Here is a 14,368-nt window from a genome sequence, read left to right as displayed (position 1 = left end):
CGCAGAGAGGATGTCGCGGAACTTTCCTTCGCACGCCCATGTCATAACGCCCAGCCGGAAGGCCGGGCCCCCAGGGAGCACCGGCCCGATGGCCGAAGTCGTGGACACACAGCAAGGACAGGACCTGGACCAGGAACTGGTCCGGCGCGTGCAGCGCGGCGACAGCGCGGCGTTCGACCTGCTCGTGCGCAAGTACCAGCACCGCATCGCCGCATTGATCGGGCGCTACATCGCCGACTGGAGCGAATGCCAGGACGTTGCCCAGGACACCTTCATCCGCGCCTACCGCGCGATCGGGAATTTCCGCGGTGACGCCCAGTTCTATACCTGGTTGCACCGCATCGCCGTGAACACCGCCAAGAACCACCTCGTCGCGCACAAGCGCCGACCGCCCACCGAGGACATCGACGTCAGCGACGCCGAGCAGTTCGATTCGGGCATCCGCCTGCGCGATACCGACACCCCCGATCGCGAGCTGGCCCGCCAGCAGATGGAGCAGGTGGTGATGCGCGCGGTTGACGCATTGCCCGAGGAATTGCGCACCGCGATCACCCTGCGCGAGGTCGAGGGAATGAGCTACGACGAGATCGCCCAGCGCATGGATTGCCCGATCGGAACGGTGCGTTCGCGCATCTTCCGTGCCCGTGAAGCGATCGATGCGGAACTCAGGCCGCTGATGGATGTCGAAACCAGGCCAGAGCGTGCAGCCAGATGACCCAGCGTGACGAAATGATCCAGCCCGGCAACGACCCGCAAACCGACAAGCTCCACGACCACCACCGCCAGCAGCTGTCGGCGATGCTCGACGGCGAACTGCTGCCCGACCAGGCGAAGTTCATGCTGCGCCGACTCGAACACGACGGCGAACTGGCCGCGTGCTGGGAGCGCTGGCAGGTCTGCGGCGACATCCTGCGCGGTCGCCACGACGCGCTGCTGCCGGCTGATTTCTCGCGCCGAGTGGCCAGCGCCATCGCCGGCCAGGACCAGGCCGCATCGGTGGCCACCGCGCCGTCGGCAACCAGGCAACCGCGCTGGACGCGCTGGGGCGGCGGTGCCGCGCTGGCCGCGTCGGTGGCGATGGTGGCGCTGTTCGTCGGCCGCCAGCTGCCCGGATCGGATCCCGAACCGGCGGCGCAGACCCAGGTCATGGCCCATGCGGCAGCATCGCCCGACATTGCGGTGGATCCCACTGCACCGGCGGTGCCGGCTCCCGCCCCGACCGCACCTGATACCGCCACCACGCTGGCCACGGCCGTTGCAGTGGCCGAGGTTCCGCGCCGCGCCGCCGAGCGCCGCGCGGGGCGCGCCCAGCAGCAGCGCGCGGTTTCGCGCGTTCGCCGCGCCACCGTTGCCGCCGAAGCCCAGGTGCGGGTCGCCGCTTCCGGCGCGACGCCTGCACCGGTGAACGCCGCACCGTCGGCGCTGGCCGGCCTTGATTCCACGACGTCCTCCGCGCCGGTGAGCGAACTGTTCGCCACCGAGCCGCCGCAGGCGCGTCCGTGGCCGCGGGCGGTCCTGCCGGGATACCCGGCGGATGGCGCGTTCTCGGCGAGCTATGGCCGGATGGTGCAGGAGCGCCTGTTGGAGCAGGAGCACCCGTTCCATCCGTTCGAGCCGCGCGTCGAGCTGTCGCCGGCGCCTGTCGAACGCCCGCAGCCCACCGCCAGCGGGCCGCGCTGAGCCGCTTGGCCCGCTCGCCTGCAGCCTGCGCCCGCCCGTTGGTTCGCGCCGCCTGCGCGTGGCATCCACGCCCGTATTCCCATTGCCTGACGTTGAAGGTGCTTCGCCGATGAAAGCCCCCTTGCAAGCCGCTGTCCTGGTCGTCCTGACCGCTGCCGCCACCACCGCGGTGGTGCTTCCCGTCGCCACCGCGCAGCAATCGACGCTGTCGACCGCGCCGACGCCGGTGGCCGGCCTGCCGGATTTTTCCCAGCTGGTCGAACAGGTCGGCCCGGGCGTGGTCAACGTGGTGGCGGAGATCGGCAGCAAGGCGTCTCCCCGCCGGCGGGCGGTGCCGCAGCAGGACATCCCCGAAATCTTCCGCCGCTTCTTCGGCCCCGACGACTTCCCGTTCCCCGGGGCGCCGGGCCAGGGCCCGCAGCCGCGCGGCGAATCGATGGGCAGCGGCTTCATCATTTCCCCCGACGGCTACGTGCTGACCAACCACCATGTCGTCGACGGTGCCGATGAGGTGAAGGTCAAGCTGTCCGATGGCCGCGAATTTGCCGCCAGGGTCGTGGGCAGCGACGAGCAATCCGACGTCGCGCTGCTCAAGATCCCGGCAACCGGGTTGCCGACGCTGCGCATCGGCGATTCGGCCGCGCTCAAGCCCGGGCAGTGGGCGATCGCGATCGGCTCGCCGTTCGGCCTCGACCACTCGGTCACCGCCGGCATCATCAGCGCGGTGGGCCGCAGCAACCGCTACGCGCAGCAGCAGTACGTGCCGTTCATCCAGACCGACGTGGCGATCAACCAGGGCAATTCCGGTGGCCCGTTGCTCAACGTCCACGGCGAGGTGATCGGCATCAACTCGCAGATCTTCAGCGCCTCCGGCGGCTACATGGGCGTGAGCTTCGCGATCCCGATCGACCTGGCGATGGGCGCGGTCAAGCAGCTCAAGGCCACCGGCAAGGTCAGCCGCGGCATGATCGGCGTGCAGTTGCAGGCGCTGGATGCCGAGTCGGCCAGGGGCTTGGGCCTGCCCGACGCGCGTGGCGCGCTGATCAACGACGTCACCCCCGGCAGCGCCGGCGAGAAGGCCGGGCTGCGCATCGGCGACGTGATCCGCTCGATCGACGGCACCGACATCCGCCAGTCCAGCGACCTGCCGCCGATCGTCGGTGCGATGGCGCCGGGCACGAAGGTGACGCTGGGCATCCTGCGCGACGGCAAGGCGAAGGACGTCCGCGTGACCCTTGAGGAACTCGATCCGACCCTGCTGCCCGGCGCCTCGCAGCAGCAGATGCCGCGCGGGCCCAAGGGCCGGGCCGAGGCTTCTGCCAACCCGCTGGGCCTGGTGGGCCAGGACCTGGATGCCGACGACCGGCGCCAGGCCGGGCTGAAGCCGGGCGAGGGCGTGGGCATCGCCCGCATCGACGGCCTGGCTGCGCGCGAGGCCGGCCTGCAGCCGGGCGACATCGTGCTGCGGGTGGGCAGCGAGACGGTGGCCAGCGTGTCCGGGCTCGACCGCGCCCTGGCCGGGGTCAAACCGGGCCAGACGGTGATGCTGCTGGTGCGCCGCGGCAACCAGACCCGCTTCTTCGCGGTCACTCCGCGGGCGGACGAAGCGCAGTGAGCGGCGGCCTCTCCGGCAGTCCGGAGAGGCAGGCAGCGGATGGGCGATCGCGCGCAGCCACGCCGTGGCGCGCGCGGGGCGCCGGGAGGGACTTCCGGCGGGGGCGGGGACGCGCGCCGTGCGATAATGCCGCGTTTACCCCGCAAGGCCGCGACGTCGGCCATCACCGACGCCTCCCCATGTCAGATCCGATGCCAAATTCGATGGAGCGCATCCGCAACTTCTCCATCATCGCCCACGTCGACCACGGCAAGTCGACCCTGGCCGACCGCATCATCCAGATCTGCGGCGGCCTGACCGCGCGCGAGATGGAATCGCAGGTGCTCGACAACAACCCGATCGAGCGCGAGCGCGGCATCACCATCAAGGCGCAGTCGGTATCGCTGCCGTACACCGCGCGAGATGGTGAAATTTACCACCTCAACTTCATCGACACCCCCGGCCACGTCGATTTCAGCTACGAGGTCAGCCGCTCGCTGGCCGCCTGCGAAGGCGCGCTGCTGGTGGTCGATGCGGCGCAGGGCGTCGAGGCGCAGTCGGTCGCCAACTGCTACACCGCGGTGGAGCAGGGGCTGGAAGTGGTGCCGGTGCTCAACAAGATCGACCTGCCCACCGCCGACATCGATCGCGCCAAGGCCGAGATCGAGGCGGTGATCGGCATCGACGCGTCCGACGCGGTGGCGGTCAGTGCCAAGACCGGGCTCAACGTCGAGGACGTGCTGGAGGCGATCGTCACCCGCATCCCGCCGCCGAAGCCGCGCGACACCGACAAGCTGCAGGCGCTGATCATCGATTCGTGGTTCGACAACTACCTGGGCGTCGTGTCGCTGGTGCGGGTGATGCAGGGCGAGATCAAGCCCGGCGACAAGATCCTGGTGATGTCCACCGGGCGCACCCACCAGGTCGACAAGGTCGGCGTGTTCACGCCCAAGCGCAAGGACATGCCGGCGCTGCGGGCCGGCGAGGTGGGCTGGATCAACGCCTCGATCAAGGACGTGCACGGCGCGCCGGTCGGCGACACCCTGACGCTTGCCGGCGACCCGGCGCCGAAACCGCTGCCCGGTTTCCAGGAAATGCAGCCGCGCGTGTTCGCCGGTCTGTTCCCGGTCGACGCGGACGACTACCCGGACCTGCGCGAGGCGCTGGACAAGCTGCGCCTCAACGATGCCGCGCTGCGCTTCGAGCCGGAAAGCTCCGAGGCGATGGGCTTCGGCTTCCGCTGCGGCTTCCTCGGCATGCTGCACATGGAGATCGTGCAGGAGCGGCTGGAGCGCGAGTACGACCTCAACCTGATCAGCACCGCGCCGACGGTGATCTATGAGGTACTCAAGACCGACGGCACGATCCTGCCGCTGGACAACCCGGCCAAGCTGCCGCCGGTGAACCAGATCGAGGAAGTCCGCGAGCCGATCATCCGCGCCAACATCCTGACCCCGCCGGACTACGTCGGCAACGTGATCACGCTGTGCGAGGAGAAGCGCGGCAGCCAGGTCGGCATCACCTACATGGGCAGCCAGGTGCAGGTGGCGTACGAACTGCCGATGGCCGAGGTGGTGCTGGACTTCTTCGACCGGCTCAAGTCCGTCTCGCGCGGCTACGCGTCGCTCGACTATCACTTCCTGCGCTTCGACGCCGGCCCGTTCGTGCGCGTGGACACGCTGATCAACGGCGACAAGGTCGATGCGCTGTCGCTGATCGTGCACCGCAGCCATGCCGACCGCCGCGGCCGCGAACTGACTGAAAAGATGAAGGAACTGATCCCGCGGCAGATGTTCGACGTCGCGATCCAGGCCGCGGTCGGCTCGCAGATCATCGCCCGGACCACGGTCAAGGCGATGCGCAAGAACGTGCTGGCCAAGTGCTATGGTGGCGACGTTTCGCGGAAGAAGAAGCTGCTGGAGAAACAGAAGGAAGGCAAGAAGCGGATGAAGCAGGTTGGCCGCGTGGAGATCCCGCAGGAAGCCTTCCTCGCCGTGTTGCAGCAGGACAAGTAGCCGGGAATGGGGATTCGGGATTGGGGAATCGTTGGAACTGGCAAGTCGCCATCCCCGCCTGGACCGATTCCAGGGCGTGGGTGACAGCCGAGGACTCAGCAGCCCGCTTTTCCGATTCCCGATTCCCGATTCCCCATTCCCGGCTCCGAAGGAGCAAAGATGCGCTGGTTTGAAATCGCCCTTGTCGTCCTGACCCTCATCAGCGGCCTGGTCTGGCTGCTGGACAAACTGGTCCTGGCCAAGCGGCGCGAGGCCCATGCCGGCCTGCTCGACGACGGCAGGGAGCCGTGGTACGTGGACTACGCCAAGGCGTTCTTCCCGGTGCTGGCGATCGTGCTGGTGCTGCGCAGCTTCGTCGCCGAGCCGTTCCGGATCCCGTCCAATTCGATGATGCCGACCCTGCTGACCGGCGACTTCATCCTGGTCAACAAGTTTGCCTACGGCCTGCGGCTGCCGATCAGCAACGCCAAGGTCGTGCCGGTCGGCGAGCCGCAGCGCGGCGACGTGGTGGTGTTCAAGCCGCCGCAGCATCCGGAACAGGACTGGATCAAGCGCGTGATCGGCCTGCCCGGCGATACCATCGAGTACAAGGGCAACCAGGTCTTCGTGAACGGCAAGCCGTTCGGCTACGAGCGCGTCGGCGACTACGTCGGGGTGGGCAGCGGCGCCGAGATGACCGGCGCCAGCCTGCTGGTCGAGCAGATCCCCGGGCATCCGCACCAGGTCCTCGAAGTCGACCGGCTGCCGTTCGTCGACCAGGGCGAGCGCGGCCCGCAGGTCGTTCCGCCCGGGCACTATTTCGTCATGGGCGACAATCGTGATAGAAGCGACGACAGCCGGTTCTGGGGGTTCCTGCCGGAGCAGAACATCCGGGGCAAGGCATTCCTGGTCTGGCTGAATTGCGACAGCATCACGAACCTGTGCAAGCACAATTTCGACACGTCGCGCATCGGCAACCGGATTCCTTGACTGCAGTACGCCATCCGATAGGGGAAAACTGATGAAACGCACGCAACGCGGCATGACATTGTTGGGCTTTATCATCGTGCTTGGCCTGGTCGGCTTCTTCGCCTACATCGGCATGAAGCTGTTTCCGATGTACTCGGAGTACTACTCGGTCAAGCAGGCGATCAGGGGTCTGCAGGCCGAGCCCGGCATTGCCAACACCGACCCGGGCAGGATCAAGAACCTGTTCTTCCGGCGCTTGAACATCAGCTATTCCGACAACGTGAAGCCCGAGAACGTGAAGCTGGAGCGCAGCCAGAACGGCGTCGGTTGGGACATGACGGTCGATTACGAAGTCCGCAAGGGTCTGGTCGGCAACCTCGACGTCGTGGGCAAGTTCCACGCCGATGGAAAGCTGGCAAACGTGGGCGATGGCGGCTGAGATCGAACGCGTCCGCTTCGCCGGGCACGCCTTCGCCGACCAGGACCTGCTCGCGCAGGCGATGACCCATCGCAGCGCTGGCGTGCCGCACAACGAACGACTGGAATTCCTGGGCGATGCGGTGGTCGGGCTGATCGTCGCCGAAGCGCTGTACAAGCGCTGGCCGAAGGCCGACGAGGGCGCGTTGACCCGCGCCCGCGCCGAACTGGTGCGCGAGTCCTCGCTGGCGACCGTGGCACGCACGCTGGACCTGGGCTCGAAGCTGATCCTCGGGCCGGGCGAGATGAAGTCCGGCGGCCACCGCCGCGATTCGATCCTGTCCGATGCGCTGGAGGCGCTGGTCGGGGCGATCTACCTGGACGCCGGGTTCGAGGCCTGTCGCGCGGTGGTGCTGCCGTGGTTCGAGGCGGCCATCAACGAGACGCCCGCGGGCAAGGTCGGCAAGGACGCCAAGACCCGGCTGCAGGAATGGCTGCAGGCGCGCCAGCGCGCGCTGCCGGCGTACGAGCTGGTTTCCGAATCCGGCGACGACCACGCCAAGGTCTTCCGCGTCGCCTGTACGCTGGCCGAGCCGGCGATGACGGGTGAAGGCGAGGGCGGTTCGCGCCGCGCCGCCGAACAGGCGGCGGCGGAAGCGGTGCTGGCCGGGCTGGAAGCCGCGTAGCCGGGTTCCCCCGTAGGAGCGGCCCATGGCCGCGAGCCTTTGCCTTTTGTCGCGGCTTCAAAGGCTCGCGGCCATGGGCCGCTCCTACGGGGCCGGCTTTCCAAAGGCTGCTCCCGCAGCGCCTACAATGCGCGCATGAAACCAGCCCCCCATCGCGCCGGCCACGTCGCTGTCATCGGTCGTCCCAACGTCGGCAAGTCCACCCTGGTCAATGCCCTGGTCGGAGCCAAGGTCAGCATCGTGTCAAACCGCCCGCAGACCACGCGCCACCGGCTGCTGGGCATCGCGACCTTCCCCGAGGGCCAGCTGCTGCTGGTCGACACTCCCGGCATCCACCGCGGCGAAGGCAAGCAGACCTCCACCGCGATGCACCGGATGATGAACCGCGCCGCCCGCGGCGCGCTCGAGGGCGTCGACGCCGCGGTGCTGGTGGTCGAGGCCGGACGCTGGGACGAGGAGGACACGCTGGCGTTCGAGGCGCTGCGCGAGGCCGGTGTTCCGGTGGTGCTGGCGGTCAACCAGGTCGACCGGATCCGCGACAAGACCGCGCTGCTGCCCTACCTTCAGGCGGCCGCCGAGGGGCGCGATTTCGCCGCCGTGCATCCGGTCTCGGCGCTCAAGCGCAAGGGCCTGGATTCGCTGGTCGCCGCGCTGCTGGCGCTGATGCCGGAGCAGCCGGCGCAGTACGGCGAGGACGAGATCACCGACAAGAGCCAGCGCTTCCTGGCCGGCGAGCTGGTGCGCGAACAGCTGATGCGCCAGCTCGGCGCCGAACTCCCCTACGCGACCACGGTGGAAATCGAATCGTTCACCGTCGACGGCACCATGCTGCGCATCGGCGCGGTGATCTGGGTCGAGCGCGAGGGCCAGAAGGCGATCGTGATCGGCAAGGGCGGCGCGCGGCTGCGCGAGATCGGCACCAAGGCGCGACAGGCGATGGAGCGGCTGTTCGACAGCAAGGTGTTCCTCGAAACCTGGGTGCGCGTGCGCGCGGGCTGGTCGGATGACGAGGCCGCGTTGAAGACGCTGGGATATGAGTAGCAGGGGCTGGGATCCGGGGGCTGGGGGCTAGAAGCAGTGGTCTTTCGCGTTTGTATTTGATCTTCCCCAATTCCCGGTTCCCAGATCCCCGCCCCCGACATGCGCTACGACGCCGAGCCCGCCTACGTCCTGCACGCGCGCCAGTGGCGCGAGACCAGCCTGCTGGTGGAACTGCTGACCGAGCACCACGGCCGCATCGGCCTGGTCGCGCGTGGCGTCCAGGGGCCGAAGCGGCACGTGCTGCGCGCGGCTCTGCAGCCGCTGCAGCACATCCGCTTCGACGGCGTGCAGCGCGGCGAGCTGGCGCAGCTGCGCGGTGCCGAAGCGATCGATGCCGCACCGCGCCTGTCCAGTGACGCCGCGCTGGCCGGTTTCTACGTCAGCGAGCTGATGCTGCGGCTGGCACCGCGCCAGGATCCGTACTCCGGCCTGTACGAACTCTATGGCGAGGTACGCGAACGCCTGCGCGACGATGCGCCGCTGGCATGGACGCTGCGCCGCTTCGAGCGCGACCTGCTCGAAGCGCTCGGCTTCGGTTTCGACCTGTCGCACGACGGCGACGGCGCGCCGGTGGACCCGGCCGCGCGCTACCGCCTCGATCCCGAACACGGCCCGCGCCGCGTGCTGAGCGAGCGCGTCGACGCCGGCGGGCGCAGCCGCACGGCCACCGGGCGCGCATTGCTCGCACTGGCCGGCGACCTCGTTCCGGAGGTCGATGACCTGCAGGGGCTGCGCCGCGCCCTGCGCGAGGTGCTGGCGCACCACCTCGGCGGCCGCGGACTGAAATCCTGGGAGCTGATGGGCGAGCTGGGCCGCATCGCCGCGACGCCGGGACCGGCTCAGGCTTCGTCGGGCACCGGCGCCGACGACAGCGTCTCCTGAGCGGCCTGCAGGAACCGCGCCAGCGCCTGCGTCGACTGCGGTGCTTGCTGCAGCGCGGCCACGGCGGCTGCCATGCGCACCGCGCCGACGAAGCCGCAGCTCGCGCGCAGCCGGTGCAGGGCCGCGCGCAGGGCGTCGGCATCGCCGGCGTGCGCCGCGGCGTGCACGCTGTTGCAGGCGCCGGGCAGCTCGTCGAGGAACAGTTTGCGCAGTGCGTCGACGTGCGCGCGTTCGCCGTTGAGCGCGGCCAGTGCGGCGGCATCGTCCCAGGCCGCTTCGAGCGCATCTGCGTGGAATGCCAGCGGTGCTGCTTCCGATACGCGCAGGCCGATTACGTTGCGCACTGCGGCCTGCAGCGTCGATGCCGGCATCGGCTTGACCAGCACCTCGCGGAAGCCGGCTTCGCGCAGCGCGGCGAGCGTTGCGGGCTCCGTTGCGGCCGTATGCGCCAGCGCGATCGCACGCAGCCCCCGTGCGCGCAGCGCCGCGAGCAGGCCGGCGCCGTCGCCGTCGGGCAGGTTGGCGTCGATCAGCCACAGGTCGTGCCGGTCGCGGTCGCCGGCAAGGGCGAGCGCCGCCGCACAGCTTTCGGCGACGTCGACTTCGGCGGGAACGCCCTGCGCCGCGGCGGCGAGGAATGCGCTGGTGGTGGGGTCATCCTCGACCAGCAGGATTCTTGTCGTCATCCGGTCCTCCATTGACTCGATCGGCGCCTGTCGGGGGATGGCCCCGCCATTCGTCAGCGACGGCTCACGCGCGCTGGGTATGCTGCCTGCATGCCTCGGGCGATCCTACACCTGCTGCCGCTTCTGATGCTCGCCTGCGCGCTGCCCGCGCAGGCGCGGACGATGTCCGCGAAGATCGCACGCGTGACCACCCCGGTGGCGACGCTCGAAGGCGTGGAGGTGCGGCTCGACTGGCCGGCAGATGCCGCGACCGGCGAGCTGCGGCTGCGCGCGGCGCGGGTCGACGCGCCGGACCTCGGCTACCGCTTTCGCGCGCTGGAATGGCGCTGCCCGCTCGCGCGCGACGGGCAGGGCGGCTGGCGCTGCGACGGCGAGCTGCACGCGGATGGCGGCAAGCCGTTCCGGCTTTCCATCGCGCTTGCGACGGGCAGCACCGACGCCGCGCTGTCGCAAGGCAAGGCCAGCCTTGCGCTGCACCGCAGTGCCGCGACGCCGGACGACACGATCCTCGACCTGACCCGGGTACCCGTCGCCTGGGCGCAGGCGCTGTCCGCGCAGGCATGGAGCGACGGCCGGCTGACGGCCGGCACCCTGGACGGCCGGCTCGCCGTGCGCACGCCGGAACAACGCCCGCTGCGCGTCGATGGCACGCTGGTGCTGGCCGATGGCGGCCTCGAAACGCCTGACGGCAGCATTGCCGCGGCGCAGCTCGGTGGCCGTTTCCACATCGACTACCGCAAGCCCGCCGGCAGCACCCTGCTGTCGCTCGACGGGGAGCTGCGCGGCGGCCAGTTCCTCTACGGCACCACCTACGTGGTGCTGCCCGGGCATCCGCTTCCGTTCGCGCTCGACGCAATCGGGCGCGATGGCCAGGGCTGGATGCTGCCGTCGATCCAGTGGCGCGACGGCGTTGCGCTGCAGGCGCAGGGTTCGGTGGCGTTCGCGCCGGATGCAAGCCTGCAGGACGTCGACATCGAACTGCAGAGCCACGACCTGTCGGCGCTCGGCGCACGCTATCTGTCGGGCTGGCTGGGGATCGCCGGACTGCCCGACCTCGAAGCCAGCGGCGCGCTGGACGCGCGCGTGCGGCTGGCCGGTGGCGGACTGTCATCGGTGGATGCGCGGCTGCACGACGTTGCCATCGACGCTCCGGGGAAGGGCCTGGCGTTCACCGGCCTGGATGGCGACCTGCGCCTGTCCGGTGGCGCGCCGGTCGACAGCGAGTTGCGCTGGCGATCGGGCGCGCTGCAGGGCATCACGTTCGGCGCCGCGACGCTGCCCTGGCGCAGCGCCGACGGCACGTTGCGCGCGCGTGCGCCGGTCAGCGTGTCGATGCTCGGCGGACAGGTGCGGTTCGACGACCTGGTCGTGCAGCCGCCCGCAGGTGGCAATGGCCTGCGGATCGGGTTCGGGCTCGCGCTGCAGGGCCTGCAGCTGGGCGAACTGTCGCAGACGCTCGGCGGGCCGGCGTTCCGCGGCACCCTGGACGGCAGCATTCCGGCTGCGCGCTACGCCGACGATCGCCTCGACTTCGACGGCGGGCTGTCGATGCAGGTCTTCGACGGCAGCGTCGACGTCACCGCGCTGTCGATGGAGCGCCCGTTCGGCGTCGCGCCGACGCTGTCGGCCGATTTCGCCCTGCATGGCCTGGACCTGATGGCGATCACCGAGGTGTTCGACTTCGGCAGCATCAGCGGCCGCCTCGACGGCCGCATCGACGGCCTGCGGCTGGTCGACTGGTCACCGGAGACCTTCGATGCCGAGCTGCACACCGTGCCCCGCCGCGGCGTTCGCCAGCGCATCAGCCAGCGCGCGGTGCAGAACATCTCCAGCGTTGGCGACGCCTCGTTCGTCGGCAGCCTGCAGGCGCGCCTGATCGGCCTGTTCGACGACTTCGGCTACGCCCGCATCGGCATTTCCTGCCGGCTTTCGAACCAGGTCTGCGTGATGGGTGGCCTGCGGAATCCGGATGGCAATCGGGCCGGCGGCGGATTTACCATCGTCGAGGGCGCGGGCATCCCGCGGCTCGACGTCGTCGGCTTCAACCGCAACGTCGACTGGCCAACCCTGGTTGAACGCCTGGCCGCGGTGGGCAGCGGCGACGTCAAGCCCGTGTTTGAATGATCCATGCTCCAATGACCCTGCCCGAACCACCTGTTCGCACAATCGCACCACGCACCGAGGAGAGACACATGCGCCGCTGGATGGGAATGCCGATCGCCGCCGCACTGGCCCTGACGGCCTGCGTCACCATCAACGTCTACTTCCCCGCGGCCGAAGCGCGGGAGGCGGCGAAGGAGTTCGTCGACAAGGTCATCGGTGAGGATGCGCAACCCTCGACGCCGGCGCCGGCGCCGGCGCCGGCGCCCGCGGACCAGGACGGCGGTGGTGGCGGCATGGCATTGCGCTTCGATCCACTGGTGCTGCTGGGCATCGGTACCGCGCACGCACAGGGCACGCCGGACATCACCATCAAGACGCCGGCGGTCCAGGCGATCCAGTCGCGCATGGCCAGCCGCTTCGACGCCACGCTGCGCCAGCACTTCGACTCCGGCGCGCTCGGGTTCACCGGCGACGGCGAGATCGCGGTGCGTGACGCGTCGAAGATCGCGCTGCCAGACCGGGTGAAGGTCAACCAGGCGGTCGCCGACCAGAACCGCGATGCCAGGGCGGTGTACCGCGAGATCGCGGTGGCCAACAAGCATCCGGAGTGGGAGTCGCAGATCCGCGATGTGTTCGCGAAGCAGTGGGTCGCCAGCGCGAAGGCCGGCTGGTGGTACCAGTCCGGCGGCAGCTGGAAACAGAAATAACGCAGGTCGGGGCTGCGCCCCCGACGGCTTCCCCCATCCCGCAGGAACGCCCTACGGGCGCGATTGCTTTCGCGACGAAGGCAATCGCGCCCATGGGGCGCTCCTGCGGGCGAAACCCGGCTTCTGCGACAATACGCGGCCCTGTGCACGCAGCCTTCGCCACGTGGCCCGACTCGACCAGACCCCGTTTCCCGCCGACATCCTCGACCTGAGCCACGACGGCCGCGGTGTCGCCCGCCGCGACAGCGGCAAGGCCGTGTTCATCGCCGGCGCGTTGCCCGGCGAGCGGGTGATGGCGAAGCAGACCGCGCGTTCGCGCAGCTTCGATGAAGCGGTCACGCTGGAAGTGCTGGACGCCTCGCCGGACCGTGTCGAACCGCGCTGCCTCCACTTCGGTACCTGCGGCGGCTGCGCGCTGCAGCATCTGGAGGAGTCGAAGCAGATCGTCGCCAAGCAGCGCGTGCTGCAGGAGAACCTCGAGCGCATCGGCCACGTCACGCCCGACGTCGTGCTGCCGCCGCTGACCGACGCGGCCTGGGGCTATCGCCGAAAAGGCCGCTTCTCGGTCCGGCGGGTGGAGAAGAAGGACAAGACGCTGGTCGGCTTTCGCGAACGCGATCCGCGCTTCGTCGCAGACCTGTCCGAATGCCACACGGTGCTACCCGCGATCGGCGCAGCCATCCCGGCGCTGTCGGCGCTGGTCGACGGGCTCGATGCGCGTCGCGACATCCCGCAGATCGAATTCATCGCCGGCGACGCCACCGCCGACCACGGCGGCATCGCGCTGGTGTTCCGCCACCTGCAGCCGCTGTCGGAAGGCGATCGCGCCAGGCTGCTTGCGTTCGCGCAGGCGCATCGCTTCGCGCTGTTCCTGCAGCCCGGTGGTGTGGACTCCGTGCATCCGCTGTGGCCGGTCGACCCGCAGCTGTCGTTCCGGCTGCCGGCCTGGGATCTCGAACTGAAGTTCCGCCCGCTCGACTTCATCCAGGTCAATGCCGGTCTCAACGACAGGATGATCGCGCGCACGCTCGAACTGCTCGACGTGCAGCCGGGCGAACGCGTGCTCGACCTGTTCTGCGGGCTGGGCAATTTCACCCTGCCGCTGGCACGCGTTGCCGATGCGGTGGTGGGCGTGGAAGGCGACCCGGGCCTCGTGGCGCGGGCGCGCGAGAACGCCGTGCACAACAATCTTCCGGTTGTGCAGTTCCACGCCGCCGACCTCGCCCAGGACCTCTCGGGACACGCCTGGATGCGCGCCGGCTTCGACCGGCTGCTGCTGGACCCGCCGCGCTCCGGCGCCGACGTCGTGCTCAAACAGCTGCCGCTCAAGGGCCTGAAGCGGATCGTGTACGTCAGCTGCCATCCCGCGTCGCTGGCCCGCGACGCCGGCTACCTCGTCAACGAACGCGGCTGGAAGCTGCGCGCGGCCGGGGTGATGGACATGTTCCCGCATACCGCGCACGTCGAGTCGATCGCGATGTTCGAACCATGAGGGCAGGGATTGGGGATTCGGGATTGGGGATTCGGAAGAGCGGGGGCGGGTCGCGATAATCTGCCCGAATTCCGAATTCCGAATTCCGAATTCCGAATTCCGAATTCCGAATTCCGA

At 69.4% G+C, this 14,368-nt stretch carries 13 protein-coding genes; 12 read left to right on the top strand and 1 reads right to left on the bottom strand.

The annotated features are described in order from the left end of the window. Positions 1-88: 88 nt before the first annotated feature. The 9 genes from rpoE to recO all read left to right on the top strand — a co-directional run bounded on the left by rpoE (position 89) and on the right by recO (position 9,263). Entirely contained in the window at positions 89-715 is a 627-nt protein-coding gene (gene rpoE, locus H570_RS0114365) for an RNA polymerase sigma factor RpoE (RefSeq protein ID WP_027081347.1), read from the top strand. Further along, positions 712-1,680 carry a sigma-E factor negative regulatory protein gene (locus H570_RS0114360; RefSeq protein WP_051176450.1) on the top strand — a complete coding sequence of 323 codons (969 nt, stop codon included), beginning with the start codon at positions 712-714 and terminating at the stop codon, positions 1,678-1,680. The genes rpoE and H570_RS0114360 overlap by 4 nt, the downstream gene beginning before the upstream one ends. Positions 1,681-1,789: 109 nt before the next feature. Then, positions 1,790-3,295: a DegQ family serine endoprotease gene (locus H570_RS0114355; protein WP_051176449.1), complete on the top strand. Its 1,506-nt coding sequence runs from the start codon at positions 1,790-1,792 to the stop codon at positions 3,293-3,295. 203 nt (positions 3,296-3,498) lie between these two features. Beyond that, entirely contained in the window at positions 3,499-5,289 is a 1,791-nt protein-coding gene (gene lepA, locus H570_RS0114350) for a translation elongation factor 4 (RefSeq protein WP_027081344.1), read from the top strand. A 159-nt stretch (positions 5,290-5,448) separates the two neighbouring features. Further along, complete coding sequence (gene lepB / locus H570_RS0114345) at positions 5,449-6,258, top strand: signal peptidase I (protein WP_027081343.1); 810 nt, start codon at positions 5,449-5,451, stop codon at positions 6,256-6,258. Positions 6,259-6,289: 31 nt separating this feature from the next. Further along, complete coding sequence (locus H570_RS17755; RefSeq protein ID WP_051176448.1) at positions 6,290-6,676, top strand: DUF4845 domain-containing protein; 387 nt, start codon at positions 6,290-6,292, stop codon at positions 6,674-6,676. Next, positions 6,666-7,340, top strand: a complete 675-nt coding sequence (gene rnc / locus H570_RS0114335; RefSeq protein WP_027081342.1) for a ribonuclease III — start codon at positions 6,666-6,668, stop codon at positions 7,338-7,340. Before H570_RS17755 ends, rnc begins: the two co-directional genes overlap by 11 nt. 135 nt (positions 7,341-7,475) lie before the next feature. After that, entirely contained in the window at positions 7,476-8,381 is a 906-nt protein-coding gene (era, locus tag H570_RS0114330; protein ID WP_027081341.1) for a GTPase Era, read from the top strand. Positions 8,382-8,480: 99 nt separating this feature from the next. Beyond that, positions 8,481-9,263, top strand: a complete 783-nt coding sequence (gene recO / locus H570_RS17750; protein WP_084500285.1) for a DNA repair protein RecO — start codon at positions 8,481-8,483, stop codon at positions 9,261-9,263. Here the strand turns inward: recO and H570_RS17745 are convergent. Beyond that, positions 9,221-9,949 carry a response regulator gene (locus H570_RS17745; protein WP_084500316.1) on the bottom strand — a complete coding sequence of 243 codons (729 nt, stop codon included), beginning with the start codon at positions 9,947-9,949 and terminating at the stop codon, positions 9,221-9,223. The genes recO and H570_RS17745 overlap by 43 nt on opposite strands. Positions 9,950-10,039: 90 nt before the next feature. Here H570_RS17745 and H570_RS17740 point away from each other — a divergent pair, with 90 nt between their 5' ends. The 3 genes from H570_RS17740 (at position 10,040) to rlmD (ending at position 14,251) form a co-directional block, all read left to right on the top strand. Then, positions 10,040-12,073: a translocation/assembly module TamB domain-containing protein gene (locus H570_RS17740; RefSeq protein ID WP_156899999.1), complete on the top strand. Its 2,034-nt coding sequence runs from the start codon at positions 10,040-10,042 to the stop codon at positions 12,071-12,073. Between the two features lie 68 nt (positions 12,074-12,141). Continuing rightward, positions 12,142-12,759 (top strand): YdbL family probable chaperone protein, encoded by a 618-nt coding sequence (locus H570_RS0114310; protein WP_027081340.1) that lies wholly within the window; start codon positions 12,142-12,144, stop codon positions 12,757-12,759. Between the two features lie 163 nt (positions 12,760-12,922). Next, a complete protein-coding gene (gene rlmD, locus H570_RS0114305; protein ID WP_027081339.1) occupies positions 12,923-14,251 on the top strand; it encodes a 23S rRNA (uracil(1939)-C(5))-methyltransferase RlmD in 1,329 nt (442 codons plus the stop codon). Positions 14,252-14,368 lie beyond the last annotated feature (117 nt).

Origin of the sequence: Luteimonas mephitis DSM 12574 (assembly GCF_000422305.1) — a bacterium.
Taxonomy (GTDB): domain Bacteria; phylum Pseudomonadota; class Gammaproteobacteria; order Xanthomonadales; family Xanthomonadaceae; genus Luteimonas; species Luteimonas mephitis.
The sequence above is the reverse complement of the archived record's forward strand: the minus strand, read 5'-3'. Positions and strand labels throughout refer to the sequence as shown.